At 64.1% G+C, this 24178-nt stretch carries 29 protein-coding genes and 1 tRNA gene; 23 read left to right on the top strand and 7 right to left on the bottom strand.

What is annotated here, in order from left to right; all coding sequences use genetic code 11:
* Positions 1-6: 6 nt before the first annotated feature.
* The 8 genes from E6C64_RS07655 to E6C64_RS07620 all read left to right on the top strand — a co-directional run bounded on the left by E6C64_RS07655 (position 7) and on the right by E6C64_RS07620 (position 6627).
* Positions 7-990: a C1q-like domain-containing protein gene (locus E6C64_RS07655; RefSeq protein WP_136427028.1), complete on the top strand. Its 984-nt coding sequence runs from the start codon at positions 7-9 to the stop codon at positions 988-990.
* A complete protein-coding gene (locus E6C64_RS07650) occupies positions 987-1349 on the top strand; it encodes a hypothetical protein (protein ID WP_136427027.1) in 363 nt (120 codons plus the stop codon). The genes E6C64_RS07655 and E6C64_RS07650 overlap by 4 nt, the downstream gene beginning before the upstream one ends.
* On the top strand, positions 1346-1585 hold the full coding sequence (locus E6C64_RS07645) for a hypothetical protein (RefSeq protein ID WP_136427026.1): 240 nt from the start codon (positions 1346-1348) through the stop codon (positions 1583-1585). The genes E6C64_RS07650 and E6C64_RS07645 overlap by 4 nt, the downstream gene beginning before the upstream one ends.
* Positions 1582-2247 carry a M23 family metallopeptidase gene (locus E6C64_RS07640; protein WP_136427025.1) on the top strand — a complete coding sequence of 222 codons (666 nt, stop codon included), beginning with the start codon at positions 1582-1584 and terminating at the stop codon, positions 2245-2247. The genes E6C64_RS07645 and E6C64_RS07640 overlap by 4 nt, the downstream gene beginning before the upstream one ends.
* Positions 2248-2249: 2 nt before the next feature.
* A complete protein-coding gene (locus E6C64_RS07635; RefSeq protein ID WP_136427024.1) occupies positions 2250-2444 on the top strand; it encodes a hypothetical protein in 195 nt (64 codons plus the stop codon).
* Between the two features lie 392 nt (positions 2445-2836).
* A complete protein-coding gene (locus E6C64_RS07630) occupies positions 2837-5635 on the top strand; it encodes a hypothetical protein (RefSeq protein WP_136427023.1) in 2799 nt (932 codons plus the stop codon).
* Positions 5636-5637: 2 nt separating this feature from the next.
* Positions 5638-6180, top strand: coding sequence for a hypothetical protein (locus E6C64_RS07625; protein WP_136427022.1), 543 nt, complete (start codon positions 5638-5640; stop codon positions 6178-6180).
* Between the two features lie 120 nt (positions 6181-6300).
* Entirely contained in the window at positions 6301-6627 is a 327-nt protein-coding gene (locus tag E6C64_RS07620) for a histone-like nucleoid-structuring protein Lsr2 (protein ID WP_136427021.1), read from the top strand.
* A 53-nt stretch (positions 6628-6680) separates the two neighbouring features.
* Here the strand turns inward: E6C64_RS07620 and E6C64_RS07615 are convergent, their stop codons facing one another.
* The 4 genes from E6C64_RS07615 to E6C64_RS18925 are packed head-to-tail and all read right to left on the bottom strand — an operon-like array spanning position 6681 to position 9961.
* The gene (locus tag E6C64_RS07615; protein WP_136427020.1) at positions 6681-8942 is read right to left on the bottom strand and encodes a type IV secretory system conjugative DNA transfer family protein; all 2262 of its coding nucleotides are present in this window, start codon (positions 8940-8942) and stop codon (positions 6681-6683) included.
* A gap of 31 nt (positions 8943-8973) precedes the next feature.
* A complete protein-coding gene (locus tag E6C64_RS07610) occupies positions 8974-9177 on the bottom strand; it encodes a hypothetical protein (protein ID WP_136427019.1) in 204 nt (67 codons plus the stop codon).
* The gene (locus E6C64_RS07605; RefSeq protein ID WP_136427018.1) at positions 9174-9446 is read right to left on the bottom strand and encodes a hypothetical protein; all 273 of its coding nucleotides are present in this window, start codon (positions 9444-9446) and stop codon (positions 9174-9176) included. The genes E6C64_RS07610 and E6C64_RS07605 overlap by 4 nt, the downstream gene beginning before the upstream one ends.
* On the bottom strand, positions 9446-9961 hold the full coding sequence (locus tag E6C64_RS18925; protein WP_158437778.1) for a hypothetical protein: 516 nt from the start codon (positions 9959-9961) through the stop codon (positions 9446-9448). Before E6C64_RS18925 ends, E6C64_RS07605 begins: the two co-directional genes overlap by 1 nt.
* Before the next feature lie 81 nt (positions 9962-10042).
* On the opposite strand from E6C64_RS18925, the gene E6C64_RS07595 reads away from it, so the two are divergent.
* The 6 genes from E6C64_RS07595 to E6C64_RS07570 all read left to right on the top strand — a co-directional run bounded on the left by E6C64_RS07595 (position 10043) and on the right by E6C64_RS07570 (position 14742).
* Positions 10043-10522 carry a hypothetical protein gene (locus E6C64_RS07595; RefSeq protein WP_136427016.1) on the top strand — a complete coding sequence of 160 codons (480 nt, stop codon included), beginning with the start codon at positions 10043-10045 and terminating at the stop codon, positions 10520-10522.
* Positions 10523-10617: 95 nt separating this feature from the next.
* A complete protein-coding gene (locus E6C64_RS07590) occupies positions 10618-11004 on the top strand; it encodes a CpaE/TadZ family protein (RefSeq protein WP_136427015.1) in 387 nt (128 codons plus the stop codon).
* Positions 11005-11054: 50 nt separating this feature from the next.
* Positions 11055-11798 (top strand): formylglycine-generating enzyme family protein, encoded by a 744-nt coding sequence (locus E6C64_RS07585; RefSeq protein WP_136427014.1) that lies wholly within the window; start codon positions 11055-11057, stop codon positions 11796-11798.
* Positions 11799-11892: 94 nt separating this feature from the next.
* Complete coding sequence (locus E6C64_RS07580; RefSeq protein ID WP_136427013.1) at positions 11893-12783, top strand: aminodeoxychorismate lyase; 891 nt, start codon at positions 11893-11895, stop codon at positions 12781-12783.
* Between the two features lie 5 nt (positions 12784-12788).
* A complete protein-coding gene (locus tag E6C64_RS07575; RefSeq protein ID WP_136427012.1) occupies positions 12789-13112 on the top strand; it encodes a DF family (seleno)protein in 324 nt (107 codons plus the stop codon).
* Between the two features lie 136 nt (positions 13113-13248).
* Positions 13249-14742 carry a sensor histidine kinase gene (locus E6C64_RS07570; RefSeq protein ID WP_136427011.1) on the top strand — a complete coding sequence of 498 codons (1494 nt, stop codon included), beginning with the start codon at positions 13249-13251 and terminating at the stop codon, positions 14740-14742.
* Positions 14743-14917: 175 nt separating this feature from the next.
* Here E6C64_RS07570 and E6C64_RS07565 read toward each other — a convergent pair whose 3' ends face one another.
* Positions 14918-15166, bottom strand: coding sequence for a WhiB family transcriptional regulator (locus E6C64_RS07565; protein ID WP_136427010.1), 249 nt, complete (start codon positions 15164-15166; stop codon positions 14918-14920).
* Between the two features lie 201 nt (positions 15167-15367).
* On the opposite strand from E6C64_RS07565, the gene E6C64_RS07560 reads away from it, so the two are divergent.
* Positions 15368-15778 carry a hypothetical protein gene (locus E6C64_RS07560; RefSeq protein WP_136427009.1) on the top strand — a complete coding sequence of 137 codons (411 nt, stop codon included), beginning with the start codon at positions 15368-15370 and terminating at the stop codon, positions 15776-15778.
* Between the two features lie 17 nt (positions 15779-15795).
* On the opposite strand, the gene E6C64_RS07555 is transcribed toward E6C64_RS07560, so the two are convergent.
* On the bottom strand, positions 15796-16392 hold the full coding sequence (locus tag E6C64_RS07555) for a TetR/AcrR family transcriptional regulator (protein WP_158437777.1): 597 nt from the start codon (positions 16390-16392) through the stop codon (positions 15796-15798).
* Between the two features lie 97 nt (positions 16393-16489).
* On the opposite strand from E6C64_RS07555, the gene E6C64_RS07550 reads away from it, so the two are divergent.
* On the top strand, positions 16490-17542 hold the full coding sequence (locus E6C64_RS07550) for an ABC transporter permease (protein ID WP_136427007.1): 1053 nt from the start codon (positions 16490-16492) through the stop codon (positions 17540-17542).
* 50 nt (positions 17543-17592) lie between these two features.
* Here the strand turns inward: E6C64_RS07550 and bcp are convergent, their stop codons facing one another.
* Positions 17593-18072 carry a thioredoxin-dependent thiol peroxidase gene (gene bcp / locus E6C64_RS07545; protein WP_136427006.1) on the bottom strand — a complete coding sequence of 160 codons (480 nt, stop codon included), beginning with the start codon at positions 18070-18072 and terminating at the stop codon, positions 17593-17595.
* A gap of 157 nt (positions 18073-18229) precedes the next feature.
* Between bcp and E6C64_RS07540 the strand changes: the two genes are divergently transcribed.
* The 7 genes from E6C64_RS07540 (at position 18230) to E6C64_RS07510 (ending at position 24173) form a co-directional block, all read left to right on the top strand.
* Positions 18230-18302 (top strand) — tRNA-Lys (locus E6C64_RS07540).
* A 209-nt stretch (positions 18303-18511) separates the two neighbouring features.
* Positions 18512-19801, top strand: a complete 1290-nt coding sequence (locus E6C64_RS07535; protein WP_136427005.1) for a M20/M25/M40 family metallo-hydrolase — start codon at positions 18512-18514, stop codon at positions 19799-19801.
* The gene (locus E6C64_RS07530; protein ID WP_136427004.1) at positions 19798-20619 is read left to right on the top strand and encodes a FadR/GntR family transcriptional regulator; all 822 of its coding nucleotides are present in this window, start codon (positions 19798-19800) and stop codon (positions 20617-20619) included. The genes E6C64_RS07535 and E6C64_RS07530 overlap by 4 nt, the downstream gene beginning before the upstream one ends.
* Complete coding sequence (locus E6C64_RS07525) at positions 20616-21575, top strand: ABC transporter permease (RefSeq protein ID WP_136427003.1); 960 nt, start codon at positions 20616-20618, stop codon at positions 21573-21575. Before E6C64_RS07530 ends, E6C64_RS07525 begins: the two co-directional genes overlap by 4 nt.
* Positions 21572-22444 carry an ABC transporter permease gene (locus tag E6C64_RS07520; RefSeq protein WP_136427002.1) on the top strand — a complete coding sequence of 291 codons (873 nt, stop codon included), beginning with the start codon at positions 21572-21574 and terminating at the stop codon, positions 22442-22444. Before E6C64_RS07525 ends, E6C64_RS07520 begins: the two co-directional genes overlap by 4 nt.
* Positions 22441-23337 (top strand): ABC transporter ATP-binding protein, encoded by an 897-nt coding sequence (locus tag E6C64_RS07515; protein ID WP_136427001.1) that lies wholly within the window; start codon positions 22441-22443, stop codon positions 23335-23337. Before E6C64_RS07520 ends, E6C64_RS07515 begins: the two co-directional genes overlap by 4 nt.
* Positions 23334-24173, top strand: a complete 840-nt coding sequence (locus tag E6C64_RS07510; protein ID WP_158437776.1) for an ATP-binding cassette domain-containing protein — start codon at positions 23334-23336, stop codon at positions 24171-24173. Before E6C64_RS07515 ends, E6C64_RS07510 begins: the two co-directional genes overlap by 4 nt.
* The last annotated feature ends 5 nt before the right edge of the window (positions 24174-24178 follow it).

The following is a 24178-nucleotide window of genomic DNA, read 5'->3' as shown; positions in this document are numbered from 1 at the left end:
CGCCCGGTGCATTCTGCTATATTGAGAATAACTAGGACGGGCTCACGAGACAAAGCTATATTAGCCTCCGTTCCTCAAGTTGATCCGAATGATGAGATAACCGCTGAGTCGGTGAATCAGGGTGCCAACGCGTTGGCAGTCGTCGTCAATGGCGGCATTGATGATACCAATGTCTCGACCCTCAGCGGAACTAAGCTCACCGCTAGCACGATTCCCGGCTCTGCCATGACGGCAGAAGCCAGTCCTTACACACGCCTGTACGAATCAATGGGTGATTTTGTTGCCTCTGGCGGTGTCTGGAGCCCGCTCACCGGTCTAAACGCCACGATGAGTGCAGCTGTTTCCTACATAGCCGGAAAGCGTCTTACAACGGCTATGGTGACTTCGTATGCGTTTACTGCAAGCAAAGACACCTACGTTTACATCGATCTAAATGGTGTCGTGCAGTACTCAGCGCTCGCGAACGGCTCCTCCGTACCCGCGACCCCAGCGAACAACCTGCTAGTCGCGAAGGTCGTCACGAACGGCTCAGCGGTCGCTGTTTTGTACAACGATCGGATCCTCGCTCCCGCATCTACGAAGCCAAACTTCCGCGCGTATCTTTCCAATGCTTACGCGCTTGGAGCAAGCGGCGACGTCGTGCACCTCGATGCCGAGAATCGCGACACCCTGAACAACTTCAGCACCAGCACCTACCGCTTCACTGCCCAGCACACGGGGACGTATGAATTCAAAGCAGCCGTGAACCACAACATTGCCAGCGGAAACGCTCTGTATATTTCCCTCTTCAAGAACGGCTCGGAAACAAGTAGGGGAACGGAGGTACTAGCCAGCGCTACATTCGATTTTTCCAGTGCTGTAGCCGACGATATCGAGCTGGTCGCTGGAGACTACGTCGAGGTTCGAATCTCCGGGACTGTGGGTAATCAGGTCAAGGCTGGTGCATTCCTCACCTACTTCGCCGGATCGTTGAAGAGGCAGCCCTCATGAGTGAGCACAACCGCGAGGACATCGGCTATTCGGGCAGAGACATCATGGACAAGCTCGTGGCGCTCACGATCAACCAGGAAGTCCTGATGTCGGACGTCGCTGAGATCAAGACGCAGACCTATAAGACCAACGGGCGCGTGAACAAGCTCGAGCGCAGCGCCGAGCTGCAGGAGAGCCAAGCCAAGTGGCAAGAGGACTACATGGCGAAGCACCCGACGATCCAGAACATCAAGGCGGAGAACCTCACCGTTCAGCGCAAGTGGTACGACAACAAGGATCTCGTCAAGGCAGCTGGCATCATCACCGCGGGCGCAGCCGGCATCATCACGTTCTTCATCGGATCGGGAGCCGCGCGATGATCACTCTGCTGATCGCACTACGCCTGATTCCATACCTGCTCACCGCGATCATCGCTTGGCAGAAGGGGTTCCTCCGGCTGACGTTCGCGGCGATGCTCTGTATCGCCACCGTCCTCTACACGCTGACGCTTCCAAGCCCGCCTGCGCTCTTTCCTTTTGTCCTCTCGTCGCTCTTCTCGCTCGCGTTGCTCTTCCACGCTCTTGACTTGAAGAGTCGTAAGGGAGGCGGACGATGATCGCCAATGACTTCCCAGTGACCTTCGGCTACCGAGCAACGGACGGTGTCTTCTACGGACCTAAAGGCTCAGTGGGCAAGTACCACCGCGGGAACGATCGAGCGTGTCCAGTCGGAACGCCGATCGTCATCGGTGGCGTGATCATCGGCTACACGGGCAACACCGGGGTGACCGGCGGTCCTCACCTGCACATACAAGCGGGCACGGATATCGCCTGCCAGAAGGACATCGACCCGACGCCGTACGAGTTTCAGCCGGGCACCGTAGTCGCCGTGGGAATCGGGAGCCAATGGGGCAACTACGTCACGGTGCGGGTGGGCGACTCATACGTGACGTACTGCCACCTGAGCAGCGTCGCGACGTTCGTCGGGCAAGAACTAACCACCTCGAGAGGAGGAAGCATGATCTCAATTTCATACGAAGAGTACGAGGACCTGAAGAGCTGGAAAGCCAAGGGCATCGACGCCACCAAGTACAAGGACGCGGTCATCGCATCCGAAGCATGGAACGGTGACATGCACCAGTCGATCGAGTTGATTACCCCTGTGATGAACGACCTACATGGGTTCAAGCGCGACCAGGTGGCTCAAGGCATCCAGGGCAGCAAGTCCCAATCCGCCACGACCCTGAAGCCAGGGCTCTACGAAGTGGTAGCGGGGTGAGTATGCAAGTCAGCATCCCTCCCAAGGTCCGCGTCGTCCTATATGTCGCAACCGCGCTCGGCACGCCGGTCATTGCCTATCTCCTAGCCAAGGACTACATCGGATCCCTCGAAGTCGCCCTCTGGAGCGGTGAGGTAGCCGTGATCAACGTGCTTGCGGCGCTCAACGTGCAGAAAAACGACGGGGCATCCAACTAGATGGCTAAGCCTCCCGAGATCATCCGCGGAGACGATCAGACGGTTCCGGTCCCGGCTACCGCTCTGTTCGGGGACGTAACGGGAGGGTCCGCTTACCTCTTTGTCATTCCGAGGGGTGCGAACGCCAGCGATACGGTCGTAGATCCATCGGCGGTCATCACGTCCTCGCTCGGACCGTTCGAATCTGACGTGACATCGTTCGACTTCGAGTTGTCGAGCCAGGCGGGCGTCCCAAATAGCTCGTTGATTCCAGTCGGAAAGTACTACTGGTACGGGCGGTACCTCAGCGCAGCCCAAAAGCTGACCACATTCCGCTTCGACTCTGTAGAAGTCGAGGTGACTCCTCCACGGGGAAGCTCCTAGTGGGTAGCTCTATCCGCTCTATGAAGATCGTGGCGCAGGTCAAGGCGGCGCCGATCTTCAAAGTGCAGGCGCGTGTGCAAGGGCCTAGGGGTGAGGATGGCCAGGTTCAGAGCGTCAATGGACGTACAGGGGTCGTGACAGGTCTAGCCGAAGCATCGGCGCTGCCGGGAGACGCCACGTCATCAGTCAAAGGATTGGTTCGACTAGCGGGTGACCTCGCGGGCTCTGCATCGTCGCCTATTGTACGAACCCGGACGGTATCGAAGATTGTCGCGCCGACAGGTATTGCAGCGGATTACAGCACGAGTGGCACTAATGACCACACGGTCATCAATACTGCTATAAGCGCGGTCAGTGCAGCTGGTGGAGGACGAGTTGTATTGCGCGCCGGCAACTATTCAATGAACGGTGCCATCAGCATGCGGAGCAACGTGTGGCTGTCGGGAGAGGGCGTCGCGACAGTCTTAACGCCTACCCCTGGTGGCGGGCGCACAATAAATATTAGCAATATCAGTAACGCTCGCGTATCCAATCTCTTTATCAATGGTGTCAATAGCATTGATTCCGACAAAATCATAAACATCGCCAATGGTAGCGGCATAGTGGAAGTCGACCACTGTCAGGTTCTCAATACGCCAGGAACATGCCTTTCGATCAAGAACAACAACCTGGCAGACTCAAACAAGATCTGGATTCACCACAACCGCTTGGTAGGAGGAGGAAACGGGGACGTAATTTTTGGTGGCCCAGACGATTCGATCTCCACGATCAGCCAGGTCATTATTGAGAACAACTTCATTCGCCAGGGTGATCTCGGACTCACGTATTCGCCGTCGGCTATCAACCTCGTTGCTCAAAAGCGCTTCGTTATTGCCAACAATGTCGTCGACGGATTCATCACGCTTGGTGGCGAGAAGATTCCGCATTATCACGTGACCGTCTCGAATAATGTGCTAAGTCCCGGGGGGTCGGGGCGCGGAGCCAGCATCGTAGTTTTCACGGACAGCAACGTCGGTCAAACAGAAGAAAGTCGATTCCTGACCATCACCCACAACCATGTGATTGGTGGAAACATCTACGTTCAGGGGCAAGATGAGGGGGCAGTCTCCTATACCCGGAACGTCATCATTGCGAACAATCAGGTGGATGGGACGAAGGAAGGCGGCGTTGATCTCACTAGGGGTATCAACCTTCAGCATCTTCGAGATGTGATTGTAAGTCAGAACATCATCGACGGCTCTGATACAGGTGTCTATTTGTATGACGTTCACGGGATTAGCTTCCTTGGAAATCGAATCCTCAACACTACTACGCCTATCTCGACGCCTGGGGGAGCTGGTCTCTCCGATGAGATTTCTTACCATGCAAACGTTGGGTTAGGGCAAGATATACAACTTAGCGACGTGGGCGATCACGCCATCGGTATAGGGCAATCGAAGATTGGCGCTGGCGGCTCACTCATAATTAAGGCGGCTGATTCCGTTATCGGAGGCACGAACCTTGGTGGCGGTCATGTGGACATCAAGTCTGGAATAGGAACAGGAAACTCTGGACTGGGATACGTAGGTTTCTGGACTTCGCGCGACACGTCAAGCGGTACCACCACCCAAATACAGGAAGAGCGTATGCGCCTTACAAGCTCGCAACGTGGTCGCCTTATTGTTGGGGCTCCGGCGGGCGTTCAAACTGCAGACGGGCTTACCTACGCCGGTGATACGCCCCGTAACACTGGAGTAGCCCGCTCTGGAGGCTCAGGTCTCCCGGGCTTCAATCACAAGATCTATAGTGGTCAGCCGGCACTGGATGCCGTAGACAAAGACGCCGGAGAACTGCTCCTGGTAGCGTCTGAATCTAGAGGATCCGGTACGGCCGTCATCCGACTGCAGACTCCAACGCCAGGTATTTCAGGCAACTCCTTGAATTCCGTTACTGACCGGGTCGTCGTGGATAGCACTGCTGCAAACTTTTCTGTGCCGGTCCTTCTCTCGGGGGCGCCCACGGTGAACCTCCATGCAGCAACAAAGCTGTATGTTGACTCAGCCGATGCCATTTTGCAGACTCAGGTCGGATCAAAAGCTGCCAAGGGAGCCAATTCGGACATTACAGGTCTGAGTGGATTGACGACACCTTTGTCGGTGTCTCAAGGAGGATCTGGCGGTTCTACCTCCACCGGAAGTGGTGCCCTGGTTCTTGCGTCTTCGCCTACCATCACGACACCCGCTATTGCACAAATAAATGACACGACAGGCGCCATAGCCTTATCACTTCCTGCAGCGGGTTTAGCGGTCAATTATCTACAAATGGCTAATGGGGCAGCTGGTATCTCGCCGTCACTGATTTTTACGGGGTCTGATACGAACGTTCAAGGGACGATCAAAACCAAGGGGACTGGTGCTCTCGTGTTCCGTCCCGGGGGCGACAGCACTATTTCGTTTCAGCTGAAGCAAGCAAGTAACACGACATACGTCGTAGCTGACAGCGTCAACCAACGGCTAGTGGTTGGGCAAGCTGGTGCCCCTCACTCGACGTTGCAATCAGCGGGTTCGTTTGCGATTGCCTACATTGTGAAGACGGCGGCGTACACCTTGGGTGCCAGTGACGCGGTGGTCGACTTCACGAGTGGAACGGTGAACGCGACGCTTCCTACCTCCGCAGGCATCGCCGGGCGCGAGTACCTCATCAAGAACTCGGGTACTGGAGTGATAACGGTCGTCACCACGTCTAGCCAGACCATCGACGGAGCCAGTACCTATAGCTTGAGCACCCAATACAAGTACGTCCGTGTCCAGAGCAACGGCGCTAACTGGATCGTGATCGGAAACAACTAGCCATGGGTGTAGGCGTCCAGTACTACGGGCAGAATCAGGTCTGGGACAGCGAGGCGAACATGATGGCGACCACTGGGCGCCCCGGTGATCTGGCTTACGCATCAGACACGACGATGTTCTATCGGAGTAACGGCTCCGGCTGGTTCCCTACGGACGCGCTCCGCGTACTTCGAGGAACCGCGCCAGTGAATCTAGCTGCGACCGGGTCGACTCTCATCTACACATTAGCTCCGACATCTTTCCGCTTCGTCGTGATTGGCGTGCATGTCGAGATCCTCTCGCTTACTGGCAACGTCCTGACCCAGGCTCAGCTAGCGGTGGGTGCCACCGGACCGAACTACGCCGACATCGCCGCATCCCAGGGTCTGTTGGGAACCTTGGCTGGTATCGGGCTGACATCCTCGAACGCGCTTACCCTCGCATCAGCTCGAGCAGCGCTAAACGGAGGCACGGCGGTATACGCAAAGGTGAATACCCCTGCAACGGGGCTTCCCCTGACTGCCTACACGGCGCGTCTTGACCTGATGGGCTATTTTCAGGTCTAGAACCATCGAACGCCCTTCATATACGCACCTATGACCTATTCTCAGGCGTTTCTAGGCGTACCAACTTGCAAAGACGAGTATTTGCCCATATCGTTTATTTCAAGCTTTAGGGAGGCTCTTATGGTGCAGAAGCACGTTATTGAACTGCTGGACGACATTGATGGTTCGCCGGCTACGAAGACTGTCCAGTTCGGCTATGAGGGCATCGACTACTCGATCGACCTGTCCGAAGAGAATGCAGACAAGCTGCGGGAGGCGCTGAGCGACTACATCGATTCAGCTCGCCGTAACGGTGGCGGTCGCAAGCCTGCCGCGGCGCCGGCTAAGTCGTCCGGGAACAAGGACCTGCAGGCGATTCGCCAGTGGGCATCCGAGAACGGTCACCAGGTCAGCGCACGCGGACGTATCGCGTCGTCGATCATCGACGCGTACAACGAAGCGCACTAGACACAAGCAATAGCAAGAAGCCCCGTCCGTGATTTGGACGGGGTTTCTTGCGTTTACCACTCGCCGATCGGCGGTCGCTTGTCCTCAGGAGTTGGCGCTGGCGCTCGTCTGTTCTCGATCTCGGATCGGACCTGCTCAACCGGTCGCCCATAGGTCGCGGAACTGAGGCGCACGGTGTGGTGGTCATTGCCTGTCGTGGGCAGGGGAGCGGTCACCTTCAGCGTGATCGGCGCGCTCGATCCACTGGATTCCGTGGCGATCTTCGCCACAGCCTCGTACTTGCCGATGCGGGCAAGGTCCTCTTCGGTGAAGTACTTCCTGCCGAGTTCTCCCTGCCATAGGCGGGCAGCTCGTCCCTCGGTTTGATAGATCACCTTTGTCAGGGCGTTGGTGAGCACGCCAGTCTGCACATCCGGGTCGAGGGTCTCGATGTTCTGGGTCGCGACCGTTACGCCGAGACGGTGCTTCCTTGCCTGCTGCAACATCGACTGCACATTCATCGGCAGCTTCAGCAGTTGCGCTTCGTCTATGAAGAGGAAGTTCGGCTTGCTCGGGGTGAACCGCTGGGCACTGTTCCAGAGCGCGTCCATGAATAGAGAGGCGATGAGCTTCGCGGCTTCGGACGGGATACCCGCGAGGTTCACGAGCAGGATCTTGTTCTGGTTGATGACGTCGTCCATCTGGAAGCTCGACTTCGACTGCCCAATGATGTGGCGGGTCTCGGGGCGGCTTGCTAGCTGCCACGCGCGGTTGAGCAGGGGAGTCGCGTAGGTGTTTCGGGTCGCTTCTGGCATGTTGTCCCAGCGCTGCCAGAAAAGCTGCAGGTCGCGGTCCTTCACGGAGCGCTTGATGTCGTCCGCCCAAGCAAGTTCATTCGCGCCGGGGGTGACCAGAGGGATGATGTCCGTAAAGGCGTACCCGCCGGCAGCAGCAAGGGTCCATAGCCCGTGAAAGATCAGCTGGGGTAGCCAGACGCCGGACTTCGAGTCGCCGTAGATGCGCTCGAACAGCTGCGTGATCTGATCCCCGACCACGCCAGGAGCGCCCTGATCGAGGACATTGAAGCTGACGGGTCGGTTTGCCCCGTTCTTCGGGTCGACGATGATCACGTCCTGCATCCGCTCCGTAGGGATGTAGCTGAGTGCGCGCGAGAAGAGGGTCTCGTGGCTTTCGCTGCCGCCCACGTCGATGACGATCGCCCCATATCCATGCGCCACGTCCTGGGCGAAGAGGTTCGCCATGAGCGCTGACTTCCCGGATCCGGTGCCGCCAACGATGAACGTGTGGCTGAGGGCTTCGTGGTAGCCGACTGCGACGGGGCGCTCGTTCCCCGGGACGTTAGATACCCCGATCAGCCTGCCCGTCTGCGGGATCTCAGCCGTGGCGTGAAGGTGTCGGGCAGCGCCCCGGGGGAGTCCCGCGACATAAGGCGAACCAATAGGCCATCCGAAGATCCCAACCGCTTCCGTCACGGAGAACTGGGCGTCAAAGAGGATCGGCGTGCGTGCCTCGTTCACCTGAGCCAGTCCGTACAGGTCGAGCGGCTTGGATTTGAAGCGGTTCGAGCTGGTGTGCATGCCGGCTAGCGCCTTCTGGACTCGGTCCACCAGATGTCGCCCACGTGCGTTGGTCTCGGCAAGGGACACGACCCGACCTGCAGCGAGGACGTTGTGCTCCTGCAGCTTGGTCCGTCGCTGCTCGAGTTCTTCAGCGCTCGCGGTGATCCGACCTGACAACGCCCGGAGGATGCCGAACTGGTCGGACGCTGCGCCCTCGGACCGCGGTGGCATCTTCGCCGGGGCGGGCGTTATGACCCATTGGATCATCACCGACTCTTTGTCCCCGAGGGTCGCGATGGAAGCGAGGAGGCTCGTCGACATGTCCTCCGCTGAAGTGGGCATCATCGGCTGCATTGGTCGGGACATGCGGATGGAGATGCCGGCGACCCACTGCTCACGGACACGGTCGTGGTCCGGGGTGACGTTGATGCCCGGGATCAGGCTTCGGAGCTGCCCGACTATGTAGTCAGCATCTGCAGCCGGCACGAGCAAGCGATGAATGATCCCGGAGTTCGTGCCAATGGTCTCGAAGCAGATCGAGGGCATTCCGAATGCGCGGGCGAGCTTGCCGGGCATCAGTCCGCGGAGGGATCCGATCCACACAGCCATTCGCGCGCCGGTCAGATCAGGAGGGAACCCCAGCGTGTAACCGATCCGCTGCTGGTCGAATTGCTTCTGGCTTTGCAACTTCAAGATCAGTACCCCCGGTGGGAGAAGTAGTGAAGGAAGAAGTAATGCCAGAAGTGTCATCCACATCTGGCATTACTTTGACACGGAGCGCGTCGAATTAAAAGAACGCCTTACGCGCCAATCGGTTACGAATGACTCGGTAGGCGACGAAGATCGCGATGACAACGAATGCGCCGATCGCGACCTGCACGTAGTACCTCGAGATGCCCACGATCACGAACATGACGATGGCGTCGAAGAGGACGAAGGCACCGAAGACCAGCAGCGCGATGCCGAAGATCGAGCTGTAGAAGCGCTTCACCGGACGTCCTCATCCATCTGCTCGAGTGCCCTGAGCAGGTTCATGAAGCGGTGATGCGCCTCGAGGTTCGCGCAGTAGTTCGCATCGTGCATGCGCCATAGGACGGCATCCCGCTCGTAGAGCTGCCTGGCACGCTCGAAGCCCGCCTTCCTGCCCAGGAGCGCGCCGAGCTTCCACGCCGCGATGGCGAACAGGGCGGCGATGACCGCGACGATCAGGCAGACAGCCACGAACTCGGACGGAGTGATGCTCGCGATGAGCCGGTCCATCAGAGGAACGTGCGTCGGTAGATGCCCAGCTCCATGTCCCGGAACAGCTCCGCCATGGGTTCCAAGTAGCTGGCGCGGGCTTCGTTCGGTTGGTTCAGCACGATGTCGGCAACCTGTGCAGCGTCGCGCATGCGGTTCTGGAAATAGAAGGAGCGGTCGGCAGCCTCCTGCTCGGCGATCTCAGCGCGATTCGAGCGGACCCGGCGCATCTGCGTGTCCTCGTAGATGGCGGCTTCGGCTGCGACATCCAGCCGGTCCGTCTGCTTCTCCATCTCCTTCGAAGCGCGAGGACTGAGCTGGGGCGCGCTCAAGCTGTGACCGGACTGGAACGGGTTGCTGCCGTGGAGCGACGAGATGTTTGGAACGAGGGACACGGGACTGCTCCTTCTAATCGGGTGCCGCCGGGGGAGCGGCTTGGGTAGAGCGGAGGCGAGCGTCTGCCGTGGATCCAGCTGAGAGGCGAGAGCTTCCTTGATCTCGTCGACGTTCTGTCTCAGACGATCCGTATTGGTCATCGCACGACCTCCTTATTGGGGAGGGTACATTGGCACTACTGCCATTGGCAAGCATGCCAATCAACGCGGTACCATTCATAAATGGTCGATGTCCCCGCGCGCCTCGAGTTCCTGCGCAAGCTGGCGACCGGTCCTGGGGCTACCCACGAGCACATCGCCCAGATGGGTCCCGAGATGCTGAAGGCGTTCGAGGTCGACTCTCCCGAAGAGCTGCGCCGCGACATCAGGCGTGCTGCCTATTCGTTGCCTTCGTCGAGAACCACGGAGGCGATCATCTACGCGCTAGCGGTACAGGACATCCCGCAGGAGCTGCCTCTGACTCTCGAAGGTCGCCGCAAAGAGATGATGCGGATTCAGGCGACAGACTTCCGCAACGTGATCAGGCGCGAGCGGAGGGGCGTCGAAGAGCTGGAGCTACTCATGGAAAACATCCAAGGGCTCGCGAAGTCAGGTCACCCATGGCCCTGGTCATCAGGCGAATTTAGGCGGCTTGTCGAGATTGACACGAAGAGGCGGCTCCTGTTCTTTGTCCTCAAACCCATCGTGGCTGTGCCGGAGTAGCCGCCCTAGCTCCGACGTATAGCGCCGCCTACACTGACCTCTTCGCGCCGCGGAGGAACGCGGCGACCCTCGCCGCCCTCGCCGAAGCGGATCTCGTGGTCGCGGTCGGCAGCGCGGATCCCATCGGACTCTCGCGCCTGGTGCGGGCGCACGTCGATCTGCTTGAGCTCGCCGACGCCGAGCGCATCCGTGTGATCGTCAACAAGGTGCGTGCCAGCGCCGTCGGTCTCAATCCCGGATCGCAGATCGCCGCGTCGCTGCTGCGCTTCGGGGGCATCCGCGATGCGGCCCTCGTCCCAAGCGACCCGGTCGCCTACGACGCGGCGCTGCTGACGGGCAGGACCGTCCGCGAGGCCGCGCCTCGGTCTCCGGCCGTCGCGGCCATCGCACGCTTCGTGTCTGCGGAGCTCGTCGCAGCGAACGTGCCTGAGACCGCTCGCAAGCTGCGGGGGCGATGGTCCCGTCCGCTCGCGCACGCCTGATCAGCAGACGGTGCAGACCTCTCGTCGGCGCCGTATGTCAGGCTTCCTCGGTGGATGAGATCGAGCTCGCCCGGATCGCCGGGGGCACTGTCACCCTGCACGACGCGCGCCGGATGCTGCGCTGGAGCGTCGACCTCGAGCCATTCGAGATCGGCGTCTTCCCGGTCACGGAAGAGCAGCTGGCCGAGCTGCTGGATGTGCCGTCGGTGCATCCGCGACGGCCGGCGGTCGAGGTCAGCTGGCTGCGGGCCATCCGTTTCTGCAACGCCGCATCGGAGTGGGAGGGACTCGATCCCGCGTACGGCTTCGACGGCGAGGACGTCACCTGGCACGTCGACGCCGACGGGTACCGCCTGCCGACGGAGGCCGAATGGGAGCTCGCCTGCCGGGCCGGATCGACGGGCGCGACCTACGGGCCGCTCCACGAGGTGGCCTGGACGAGTGCCGATGGCGTGAGCTCGCCGCAGAACGTGGGCGCCAAGCTGCCCAATCTCAACGGCCTCTTCGACATCTTGGGCAACGTGTGGGAGTGGTGCTGGGACCTGCTCGATCCCGCCCGCTACGACAGCTATCGCGTGTTCCGCGGCGGCGGATTCGCCGACGATGCATTCAGCGTGCGGGCCGGCACCCGACGCGGAGGAGCGCCCCGCATGTCCCATGAGGATGTCGGGTTCCGCCTCGCGCGCGGAGCCATGGATGGGCAGGACGCGGCGCAGGGCTGGTCCGCCGCAGTCGATCGGGAGCGCGCCTCGATCGACGGCCCGCTGCCCTCGGGCTGGACTCCACGGCGCTGAGCTCGAGGCACGGTTGAGCGCGGAGTCGACGCCACCCTCGAGCGCCGACCCGGTCGAGTGTGCTCGGCCCGGCGATCGGGTGAAGGATGGGGGAGTGCCATCCACAGCCCTCGTCCTGCTCAACCGCCCCTCTCTCGCCGCACCGGCGCATGTCGACGGGGCGCCCGCGCACCGGTTCGTCGAGCCAGACGAGCCGCTCGTCAACGTGCTCGACCTCGGCGTCACCCGCGGCGACGGAGTCTTCGAGACGATCAGCGTCGGCTACGGCTCGATCCAGGCCCTCGACGCGCACATCGCCCGCTTCGCCAAGTCAGCCGGCATCCTCGAGATGCCCGAGCCCGACGCCGATGCCTGGCGCGACGCGGTCCAGGCTGCCGCAGCGGCCATCGATCCGGTGGACGAGGCGTACGTGAAGACGATCATGACCCGCGGGATCGAGGGAGACGACCGGCCCACCGGATGGGCGTACGCCGCTCCCGCCCTCGGCCGCGCCACTGCTCGGTCCGAGGGGATCCGCGTCGTGCTGCTGGATCGCGGCTACCGCCACGACGTCCGACAGACCTCCCCCTGGCTGCTCCAGGGCGCCAAGTCGCTCTCCTACGCCGTGAACCGCGCGGTCATCCGCGAGGCGCACCGACGCGATGCGGACGACGCGGTCTTCGTCAGCTCCGACGGCTATCTGCTCGAGGGCTCGACGTCCAACATTCTGCTGCGGTTCGGCGACCGGCTCGTCACCCCCGGCACCAACCTCGGCATCCTGGCCGGAACGACCCAAGGCGACGTGTTCGATTTCGCAGTCACCCAAGGACTCGAGGTCGCCTACGAGCTGCTGCCGATCGCAGCTCTGCACGAGGCCGACGCCGCGTGGCTGCTGTCGAGCGTGCGGCACGCGGCACCGATCCGCGCCGTCGACGGCACGCCCAAGCCGATCGACCGCACGTTCACCGACGCGCTCAACGACTTCCTGCTGCACCGCACGAAGTAGTCGCCATGGCGGTCGAGCTACTGATCTGGTCGGGCTGCCCGTCGCACGACGATGCGCGGACGCGGCTGCGGGAGACCTTGGATGCGCTCGGCCGCACGGATGAGCCCATCGAGGAGCGCTGGGTCGAGTCGGAGGGCGATGCCGCAGCGCTCGGCTTCATCGGATCGCCGACCATCAGAGTGGACGGTGTCGAAGTGGTTCCGTTCGACGAGGGCGAGCCGACAGGACTGACTTGCCGCGTCTACCTCACGCGCGCTGGCAAGTACTCGCCGCTGCCGGACCGCGATGACCTTCGGGAGGGCTTGGAGCGCCTGCTCACCTCGCGGTGATGCTTTGGGGCGGTCGGAGCCGTCTCATCGGGGTTCCCAGATGAGCGCGCGCTCGGCGGGCGAGGCAAGCTCCTCCATCCGCCGCCACCCGGGCGCCCCGGATCTTCGTTCCGAGCGGCGGTCGTAGGCTGGGGCCGTGCCTACGCTGAGTGAACTCGTCGCGACCGGCGGCCGCTCGAACGCCGCCGACGTCGAATGGCTCCATCTGCTCGTCGGAGACTGGCAACTGCTCTCGGACCTCGCCTTCGCCGACATCGTGCTCTGGGTGCCGACCGATGACGGGTCGTTCATCGCCGTCGCGCACGCCCGTCCGTCGAGCTCCGCGACCCTCTTCTACCGTGACTTCGTCGGGCAGCGGATCAAGTCCGAGTGGAAGGCGCTCGTCACCGACGCCTTCGAGAGCGGTCGGATCATCGACTCGTCCGCTCCCGACTGGTTCGAGGAGACGCCCACCCGGGTGCGCGCGGTCCCGGTGCAGCGACGCATCTCGCCGAGCGGCCTCGCGATCACGAACGTGCCGATCGCAGTCCTCACCCGACACACGAACCTCAGCGAGACGCGCATGCCGAGTCGGCAGGAGCTCACCTTCAACGAGTGCTCCGACGACCTGTTTCGGATGATTGCCGCCGGCGACTTCCCCGACCTCGGAGCACCGTCCGGCCCGCGTCGCGGGGCGCCACGCGCGTCCGATGGGCTGATCCGGCTCGACGTCGACGGCATCACGACCTTCGCGAGCCCGAACGCCCTGTCCGCGTTCAACCGGATGGGCTTCACCGGCGAGCTCGAGGGGGAGTCGCTGGCCGAGGTGACGACCGAGCTCGCCGAGGAGCAGCACACCGTCGATGAGACCCTGCCGCTCGTGGTGACCGGGCGAGCTCCGTGGCGCACGGATGTCGACTCCCGCGGGGTGACCGTGACGCTGCGGGCGATCCCGATCCGACATCGCAACGAGCGCCTCGGGGCCATCGTGCTCTGCCGCGACGTCACCGAGCTGCGGCATCAGGAGCAGGAGCTCATCACCAAGGACGCGACGATCCGCGAGATCCACCACCGGGTGAAGAACAACCTGCAGACGGTCGCATCGCTGCTGAGGATCCAGGCCCGACGGTCGCGGACCGATGAGGCGCGCGATGCCCTCATCCAGGCCATGCGCCGGGTCGGCTCGATCGCCGTCGTGCACGACACGCTCTCCGAGGGCCTCAACCAGAACGTCGACTTCGACGAGGTCTTCGAGCGTGTGCTGCTGCTCGTCGCCGAGGTCGCGTCGAGTCACAGCACCAAGGTGCATCCGCAGAAGGTCGGCACCTTCGGCGTGCTGCCGAGCTCATCGGCGACACCGCTCGCGCTCGCCCTGACCGAGCTGGTCACCAACGCGGTCGAGCACGGACTCGCCGGTCGCGAGGGCACCGTCGAGATCCGAGCAACCCGGGACAACGAGACCCTCACGGTTCTCGTGCGCGACAACGGCAACGGCCTCGCCGAGGGCAAGGTCGGATCCGGCCTCGGAACCCAGATCGTGCGCACCCTGATCCAGGGCGAGCTCGGTGGCTCCATCGACTGGCACACCATGGTGGGCCGCGGCACGGAGGTCACGATCGAGATCCCGATGCGCTGGGTCACCGCCGCCTAGGCTGCCCGCGGGATCCGACCTGCCGTTTTCACGGTTCAGGCCTTCGGACGCGGTTCAGGTGAGAATCGCCTGAAGCGGGCTCGAAATCGCAGAATCGCCTGACCGGTGAGGATCGCCTGATCCGTGGAGATGCGGAGCAGAGCAGGCGGGCGCGGAGGGGCTGGCGGGCCTGGTGTCAGGAGGCGCGGCGGGCGCGCGCTGCGCGGCGCTTGAGGGCGCGACGCTCGTCTTCCGACAGGCCGCCCCACACGCCGTAGTCCTGGCCGGTCTCCAGTGCGTACTGGAGGCAGGTCTCGGTGACGGTGCAACGAGCGCACACGGCCTTCGCCTTGTCGATCTGGTCGACGGCCGGCCCGGTGTTCCCCACGGGGAAGAACAGCTCGGGGTCGGCGGTGAGGCAGGCGGACTTGTCGCGCCAATCCATGCGGTGGTGCTCCTTCAGACGTGCGGACAGAACGGTCGATCGACCGGAGATCGGGGGGTGATCAGTCGTTTGTCTCGGCGACGGAATGTTCGGTAAACCATCTGATCCGAGCGCCCCACGTCTGTGTGGGCATCGAAAACGACCTCACTTATGGTTGCATATGGGCAACGTTGTATCAATAGCTTTGTATGGGATCCCGCTGTGAGTGGAACTGAACCGATGTCGGACGGGGTCGTCGCGCCCGTCCTCCTGAAGGCGCTGGGGGTGGTTCTGGGCCTCGAAGCGATCGCTTCCATCGCGCTCGTGGGCTACCTGATCCTCGAGATTATCGACGGTCGAGCCGCCGTCTCGGGCGGCTCGATCGCTCTCATCGGGATCGCCGTCATCGCCGCGATCTTCCTCGTCGCGCTGACCATCGCGACCTTCAGAGCCCGGCCGTGGATCCGCGGCGCCGTCGTCACCTGGCAGCTGATCCAGATCGCGTGCGCCATCGGCTGCTTTCAGGGCATCCTCGCCGTGCCGTCGGTCGGATGGGCGCTGCTGGTGCCGGCGCTGATCGCCCTGGTTCTTCTGTTCACGCCGAGCGTCGTGGCGGCTACCCGCCGCGTCTGATCTGTCGCGCCGCCGCCTCAGTGGGGGAGCAGCTCCGCGATCGCGGCGAGGTAGCCCTGCTCGTCGAAGTCGTCGAGCAGCGCGCTCTGCACGATGAAGCCTTGGATCATCCCGATGATGGCGGGCGTCACGAGGTCGGCCCACCGCACTGCTTCGGGGTCGGGGAGACTGCGGTTCTGGCGGGCCCATTCCGTGAAGTAGCCGGTCATCGACTGCCTTAGATGCCGCGCGAAGGTGGCGGCGACGATCTCGCGCATCTCCTGATCGATGGACGATTCGGCCCAGAGCTGGAGGATCAGCCGGCTGTCGCGCAGCTCGCCGCGCATCGATCGCACGACTCTGCCGATCAGCTCGCTGGGCTCGGGCAGGGGATCGGACACCCGCGCGGACTCGATCTCGGCGGAGCGTGCGCTCATCACGCGCCCGGCGACCTCGATCGCGATCTCTCGCTTGCTGGCGAAGTGGCCGTAGACGCCACCCGCTGACAGTCCCGCCTCGTCCATGATGTCGGCCATCGAGGTGTGCTGAAACCCTCGCTCGGCGAAGGCGCGCAGCGCTGCCTCGGCGATCTGCTCACGCCGAGCAGCTCGATGTTCGTCCGTGACGCGGGGCATGCGGTCCATTCTGTCGATGGGATGTGGCGAGTTTGACGGGGCTCGCCATCCTCACTATAAAGAACGAGCATTCGTTTTTTATAGTGAGGAGACCAGGATGTCGAACGCGACACCGACCACAGCGAATCGGGCACCTGCGCCCACACCATGGAAGCGCATCCCCGTCGTCGGACTGCTGATGGCGGTCATCGTCGGCGTGCTCGTCCTCGCCTTCAGCTGGCCGGGCGTCACCTCCGAGGTGAAAGACCTGCCCGTCGCGATCGTCGGCCCCGATGTTCAGGTCGAGGCCTTCACCGCGGCCGTCGACGAGAATCAGCCCGGTGTGCTCGACCTCCGCACGGCCGACGACGAGGCCGAGGCCCGCGAGCTGATCGAGACCCGTGCGGTCTATGGCGCGATCGTCCTGGGCAAGGAGCCCGAGGTCCTCACCACATCCGCCGGCAGCGCGGTCGTCAGCCAGCTCCTCACCGGGATCGCCGGCTCCATCCAGGCTCAGGCGAACGCCGCAGCCCAGGCGCAGGCCGCGGCGTCAGGCGCCCAGGCGCCGGTCATCAGCGTCGCCGTCACCGATGTCGTGCCCCTCGCCGACACGGACCCGCGCGGCGTCGGGCTCGCGGCTGCTTCCTTCCCGATGGTGATCGGCGGGATGATCGGCGGCATCGGCCTCACTCTCGCCGTGGCGGGAGTCGCGCGCCGACTGGTCGCCCTGGCCATCTACGTGATCGCGGCGGGCGCCGTGGCCGGAGGCATCCTCCAGGGCTGGCTCGGAATCCTGCAGGGTGACGTACTCGTCAACATGGCCGCTCTCGCGCTGGCGTTCCTGTCGATCGGCGGCACCATCGTCGGCGTCGCGGCCCTCGTCGGACGGGCCGGCATCGCCATCGGTCCTGTCCTGTTCCTGCTGATCGGCAATCCGATCTCGTCGTCCAATTCGCCGGTGCAGTTCCTGCCCGAGCCATGGGGTGCCGTCGGTCAGTACCTCCCGCCGGGAGCCGGCGCGACGCTCCTACGGGACCTGTCCTACTTCCCCAAGGCCGACACCGCGTTCCCGTGGACCGTGCTCGCCGTGTGGGCGGCGGCCGGCGTGCTGCTCGCCCTGGTCGGACACTTCCGCAGTCGACGCTATGCCGTGGTGGAGTCCATCGCCTGACCCTCGGGCGAGGAGAAGATGCACAGGCACGCGGCCCCGAAGGTCGCAGGCTACGCGTCGATGCCGAGCTTCTTGCGGAGTGAGGCGACGTGTCCGGTTGCCTTCACGTTGTACAGGGGGAGGACGACCGATCCGCGCTCGTCCAGCACGAAGGTCGAGCGGATCACACCTGTCACGGTCTTGCCGTACAGGGACTTCTCGCCGTAGGCGCCATACGCCTTGTGCACCGCCAGGTCGGGGTCGCTGAGCAGCGGGAAGTTGAGGTTCTCCTGCTCCTTGAACTTCACCAGCGCGGGCAGCTCGTCCTTCGAGACGCCGATCACCTTGTAGCCGGCGGAGGCGAGCGAGTTGAGATTGTCGCGGAAGTCGCAGGCCTCGGTCGTGCAGCCGGGCGTCATGGCCGCCGGGTAGAAGTAGACGACGACCTTCTGGCCGCGCAGCTGATCCAGCGAGACGGTGCTGCCGGTCTCGTCGGGCAGTGCGAATTCGGGTGCCGCGTCGCCGACCTCGAGTCGTGCGGTGTCCGTCATGGATCGTCCCTTCGCCTGTCACCCTGATCCACAGGATCGGGTGTCGAGATTTCACTCTATCCAGCACGAAGCCCGGCATCCTGCGCCGTCGAGCATGCGATTTGCGGCTCTCGCGCATGGTAATGTTGACGGTCGGTTCGCCCGAGTGGCACCGCACGCACCTCTAGCTCAATTGGCAGAGCAACTGACTCTTAATCAGTGGGTTCCGGGTTCAAGTCCCGGGGGGTGCACGAAAGCCCGGAAGTCCTCCACGACTTCCGGGCTTTTTGCATTTCCCCAAAGGCACCGGGGCGCGAGTGCCAGTGCGCGACGGCCAGGCTCGATCGGCTTGTGTTTCGCCGATGTATCCGACTGTTTCGGCGTCGTGAATTCCTGGGCGAGGCTGCCCGGCGAGGATGGGTAACGGTATAACGTCCAGACACTAGACCTTTTGGACACGATGCTGAACCTTCTCGACGCGGCCATCGCCGCACACACCGAATCGGCTTTCGCCTTTCTCGAGGACCTGGTGCGCGCACCCAGTTTGGTCGGATCCGAGCAGACGGCGCTGGACGTTTTCGCGCGCGAACTGACGGCTATAGGGCTGGAGGTGCAGCTCCTGCCCTTCCCTGCCGAGCCGTTCAGCGATCCTCGCGGGGGAGTCAGCCCGCGCCCGCAGGACCTGTATGGGACGGGCAACGCCGCCGGCCGCTACCAAGTGGTGGGCCGGACCCCAGGGGATGGTCCGCTCACGCTTCTGCTCAACGGTCACATCGACGTCGTGCCGGCAACGGATTCCATTCTGTGGAGAACGGCCCCATTCGAACCGGATCGGCGGGACGGACGTATGTACGGCCGAGGTACCGCCGATATGAAGGGCGGCTTCGCGATCGGGATGCTTGCGCTTCGAGCGCTGAAGGATGTGGCCCCGGACCTGTTCTCGATACGTCGTCTCGGATTCCTGGCCGTGATCGAGGAGGAGTGCACCGGCAACGGAGCGCTGAACGCAGCCAGTGAGCATGGTGTCCTCGCCGATGAGGTCGTCCTGCTCGAGCCCACCGATCTCGGCCTCATGCTCGGCGGAGTGGGAGTGCTATGGCTCGAGGTCGAGGTCACCGGCCATGCGAGCCACGCCGAATCCGCCGACTCGACGAGCAACGCGATCGACCTTGGAATGCGCCTCGTGGCAGCCCTTCGCGCCTGGTCGGCCGACCTCTCCATCGCGGAGCCCGATCCGGCGCTCCCAGACACGGACCACCCCTACAACCTCAATCTCGGACGGATCACGGCGGGCGATTGGAACTCGTCGGCGCCGTCGAGGGCGACGCTCGGCCTGCGGATGGGCTTCCCCCGAAGCTGGGATCCCGCTCGGGCAGAGCGCGAGCTGCGCGCCTTCATCCAGAAGGTCACCGACGAGGACAGTGACTTCCCCGCTCAGCCGGTCGTGCGGGCGTCCGGCTTCCGGGCGTCGGGTTACCTCCTCGACGAGGAGGATCCGCTGGTCCGGGATCTGCGTGCCGCTCATCTGGACGCTCATGGCGACGAGCCGAGACTGTTCAGCCTGGGCAGCACGACTGACGCCCGCACCTATATCAACCACTTCGGCACTCCTGCCGTCTGCTTCGGCGCGATCGCGCACGACATGCACGGAGTGGACGAATCCGTCGAACTCCAGAGCATCGTCGACGGCGCGCGGACCCTCGCCCGCTTCCTCCTCGCCCGCTTCGCAGAGACGGAGGCGACCGCGTGAGCACCTCCACTGCGGATTCCGGCACGACCACGCCTGAACCCTCGACGCCGACCACGGTCGCCATCGACCCGTCCATCCCACTGGGCCCGCTGAGCGAGCCCATCGTCGCGCGCCACATCGCCGACGATGTCGTGGACCGCCTCGTCACGGCCATCGCTCTCGGCGTCTACGTGCCCGGGCAGCAGCTTCCCCCCGAGCGAACGATCGCGGGGATGCTCGGCGTCTCGCGGACAACGGTCCGAGAGGCACTGAAGCAACTCACCGAGTCGCGCTACCTCGCCGTGCGCCGTGGGCGAAATGGCGGCTACTTCGTGCTCGCCGACTGGGGGCCGACCTCTGCGGAGCACGTGCGTCGACACCTGCTGCCGTCCTGGAACGAGTTCGAGAAGCTCTTCGACGCCCGCACCCTGCTCGAGCCGGTGATCGCGCGCACCGCGGCCAGGCGCTGCACCCCCGCTGACGCTCAGGCGATCACCAAGGCGTTGAACGCCTACCTGGCGGCCCCCAATCACGATGCTTCCCGCCAGGCGGACTCCGCTCTGCACCGCGCGATCGCCGAGGCGACGCAGAACCCGATCCTCGTCGAGCTGTCCGAGGACCTCCGGGCGCGCGTCAGCCTCAACCTCGGCGCGGAGCCGTACACCGACGAGGTGCGCAGGAAGGCCATCGTCCAGCACCAGGAGCTCGTGGCCGCGGTTATCGGCGGAGACGGCGAGCTCGCCGCAGACATCGCCGCCCACCACTTCACCCTGTCGGAGGACCTGATCCGCGACCTCGTCGCGCGCGCTCAGCTCGAGCCGACGGGAGATCCGTCGTGACCTCCCGCCTCGGTTTCGTCCTGCGCCGGCTGGCGCTCACCGTGCCGGTGCTCTTCGTGATGAGCATCATCGTGTTCCTCATCATCCGGCTCGTTCCCGGCGATCCGGTGCGCACGATGCTCGGCTTCCGCGCCACCGACGAGAACGTGGAACAGGTGCGTCACCAGCTTGGTCTCGACCAGTCGTGGCTCCTCCAGTACGGCGACTTCATCGGCGGCATCTTCCGCGGCGACCTCGGCACCGACATCGTGAGCCATGCCTCGCTCTCCGACCTGCTCGCGCAGCGGCTGCCCGTGACCTTCGAGCTGGCCGGCCTCGCCATGCTGCTGGCCGTGCTGATCGGCGTGCCTCTCGGCGTCCGGGCCGCGACGGGCGGGAAGTGGGTGAAGCGGCTCACGGAGGGCTTCGTCGTCTTCGGCATCAGCATTCCCGACTTCTGGCTCGGCATCCTGCTGGTCCTCGTGTTCGCCGGAACCCTGGTGATCCTGCCGCCATCGGGCTACGTGCCGTTCGCCGACGACCCCGCCGGCAACATCCGGTACATGATCCTTCCGGTGCTCACACTCGCGATCGGCGAGGCCGCCTACATCCTGCGCACGACGCGGGCCGCGGTGACCTCCGTGCTCGACCGCCCGTTCGTGACGTTCCTGCGGGCGAAGGGCATCCGCACCCGTCGCATCGTCGCCGGTCACGCGCTGCGCAACGCCGCGCCCGCCATCGTCACCGTGATCGGCATCCAGGTCGGCGTGCTGCTCGGCGGCGCGATCATCGTCGAGCAGCTCTTCGCGCTGCCCGGGGTCGGGCGCCTCGTGGTGACCGCCATCACCCAGCGCAACTACCCGACGGTCCAGATCGGCGTGCTCGCGATCGCGACCACGTTCATCATGGTCTCGCTCGTCACGGATCTGATCGTTGGATGGCTCGATCCCCGAGTCGCGGACGGAGCGGCGACATGACCGCCCAGGCACCGCTCGTGGCCGCCACCGCAGTCAGCCATCGGCCCGCGAAGCGACGCACCTCCACCCGACTGCTGATCTCTGGGGCGATCGTGCTCGGCGTGCTCGTGCTCATCGCCATCGCAGCGCCGCTCATCGCGCCGCACGATCCCGAGTCCGTCGTCGTCGACGAGGTGCTCGGCGCCCCGAGTCTCGCCCATCCGTTCGGCTCCGACGCCCTCGGCCGCGACGTGCTGAGCCGGGTGATCTACGGCCTGCGAACCAGCCTGGCGGTGTCGATCTCGGCGGTCCTCGCGTCGATGATCATCGCCGTCCCTCTCGGCCTGCTCGCCGGCTACTTCGGCCGCTGGGTGGATACCGCGATCTCCCGTGTTCTCGACATGATCCTCGTGCTGCCGGCCATGCTGCTCGCGATCACCTTCATCGCCATCCTCGGCCCGGGCAGCGTCGTCGCGGCGATCGCGATCGCGGTCATCTACCTGCCGATCCTGGCTCGCGTGATGCGCACGAGCGCCCTGATCGTGACCCGCAACGACTACGTCGCGGGTGCGCGGGCGCGCGGCTCCAGTCACTTCAGGGTGCTGATCGGTCACATCGCTCCCAACGCCCTCGGCCCTGTCATCGTGCAAGCGTCGGTGCTCGCCGCGTTCGCGCTCCAGCTCGAGGCGGGCCTGAGCTTCCTCGGCCTCGGCACCCAGCCGCCCACCCCGTCGCTCGGCGGAATGCTCTCCGACGGCAGAGACGTGCTGCTCCAGGCGCCGTGGGTCGAGATCTTCCCCGGTCTCGCCATCGTGGTCGCCGTCCTCTGCTTCACGCTGCTCGGTGAGGGTCTGCGACGCTCCTTCGATCCTGAGGGGGTGGCCGAATGACCACGGCATCGGACTCCGTGCTCGACTTCACAGACGTCTCGGTCGCCTTCCGGAGCGATGGGCCGACGGCCTCCGCTCCGGCAGTGGATGGCGTCTCCCTCTCCCTGCGTCGCGGCGAGATCTTCGGGATCGTGGGCGAGAGCGGCTCCGGCAAGAGCACCCTGGCGAACACCGTCCTTGGACTCCTGCCGTCGTCCGCGACAGTTCGCGGCCACGTGCGGGTCAACGACCGCGACGTGCTCGGCCTCAGCGAATCCGACCTGCGTGCGCTGCGCGGGGACGAGGTCGCGATGATCTTCCAGGATGCCTCCGCCAGCCTCGACCCGACATGGCCCGTCGGAGACCAGATCGCCGAGACGATCCGCGCCCATCGCGCGATCGGCCGACGCGCGGCCAGGGAGCAGGCGATCGCGCTGATGACCGAGGTCGGCATCCCCGATGCCGCCAGTCGCTATGGCGACGCCCCGCACCGGCTCTCAGGCGGGATGCGTCAGCGCATCGTCATCGCCGCCGCGCTCGCCAACAACCCCCAGCTGCTGATCGCCGACGAGCCGGCGACGGCGCTCGACGTCACCATCCAGGCCCAGATCCTGCAGCTCATCGACCGTCTCCGACGCGATCATGGAACCACCGTGCTGCTCATCACGCACGACCTCGGCGTGGTCGCGCAGGTCTGCGACCGGGTCGGCGTGATGTACGCCGGTCGGCTGCTCGAGGTCGGCACAGCCCACGAGCTGTTCGCCCGGCCGACCCATCCGTACACGCGCGCGCTCCTCGCGGCATCGCCCAACCGGGTCGCGCGGGGCACCCGGCTGCCCGTCGTCCCCGCCCAGTGGAGCGTCGAGAGCCTGCACGAATCGGAAGCCGTCGCAGAAGCGGAGGCGGCACAGTGACCGATCGAGGGAATGGGTCAGCGAGCAGCCCCGGAAATCAGCTGCTGCGGGTCGAGGGCCTCAGCAAGACCTTCTACACCGGAGGTCCGCCGTGGGCTCGCCGCCGTGTGCACGCGCTCGACGACGTCTCGATCACGGTCGAGAAGGGTCAGACCCTGGGCATCGTGGGGGAGTCGGGAAGCGGCAAGAGCACGCTCGGCCGGTGCATCCTCGGCCTCACCAAGCCCGATTCCGGCCGCGTCGTCTTCGACGGCCAGGACATCGCGGGCCTCGGACCGCGTGCCCTGTCCTCGGTGCGCCGTCGGGTGCAGCCCGTCTTCCAGGACCCATACGGCAGTCTCGACCCACGGTGGACCGTCGGGCGCAGTGTGCGGGAGTCGCTGGACAGCTACCGCATCGGCACCCCGGCGGACCGCGATCGCCGGGTACTCGACCTCTTCGACCGTGTCGGGCTCAACCCCGACTTCGCCTCGCGCCTGCCCGGCAGCCTGTCCGGCGGGCAACGGCAGCGCGTCGGCATAGCGGCGGCGCTGGCCAGCGAGCCCGACCTGATCATCGCCGACGAGCCGGTGAGCGCCCTCGATGTCAGCGTGCAGGCGCAGATCCTCAACCTGTTCATGGATCTGCAGAACGACCTGGGCGTGGCCTCGGTCTTCATCACGCACGACCTCGGCGTCGTCGAGCACGTCAGCGACCGCATCGCCGTCCTCTATCACGGCGTAGTGGTCGAGACCGGAGACGTCGATCAGGTGATGCGCCGCCCCACGCACGACTACACCCGAACCCTGCTCGCAGCCATCCCCATAGCCGCACCGGCCCCCACCCCAGAGAACTAGGAGCA

It is taken from the genome of Naasia lichenicola (assembly GCF_004801885.1).
Taxonomy (GTDB): Bacteria; Actinomycetota; Actinomycetes; order Actinomycetales; family Microbacteriaceae; genus Naasia; species Naasia lichenicola.
Note: the sequence above shows the minus strand (reverse complement) of the source record. Positions and strands in the feature narration are given on the sequence as shown.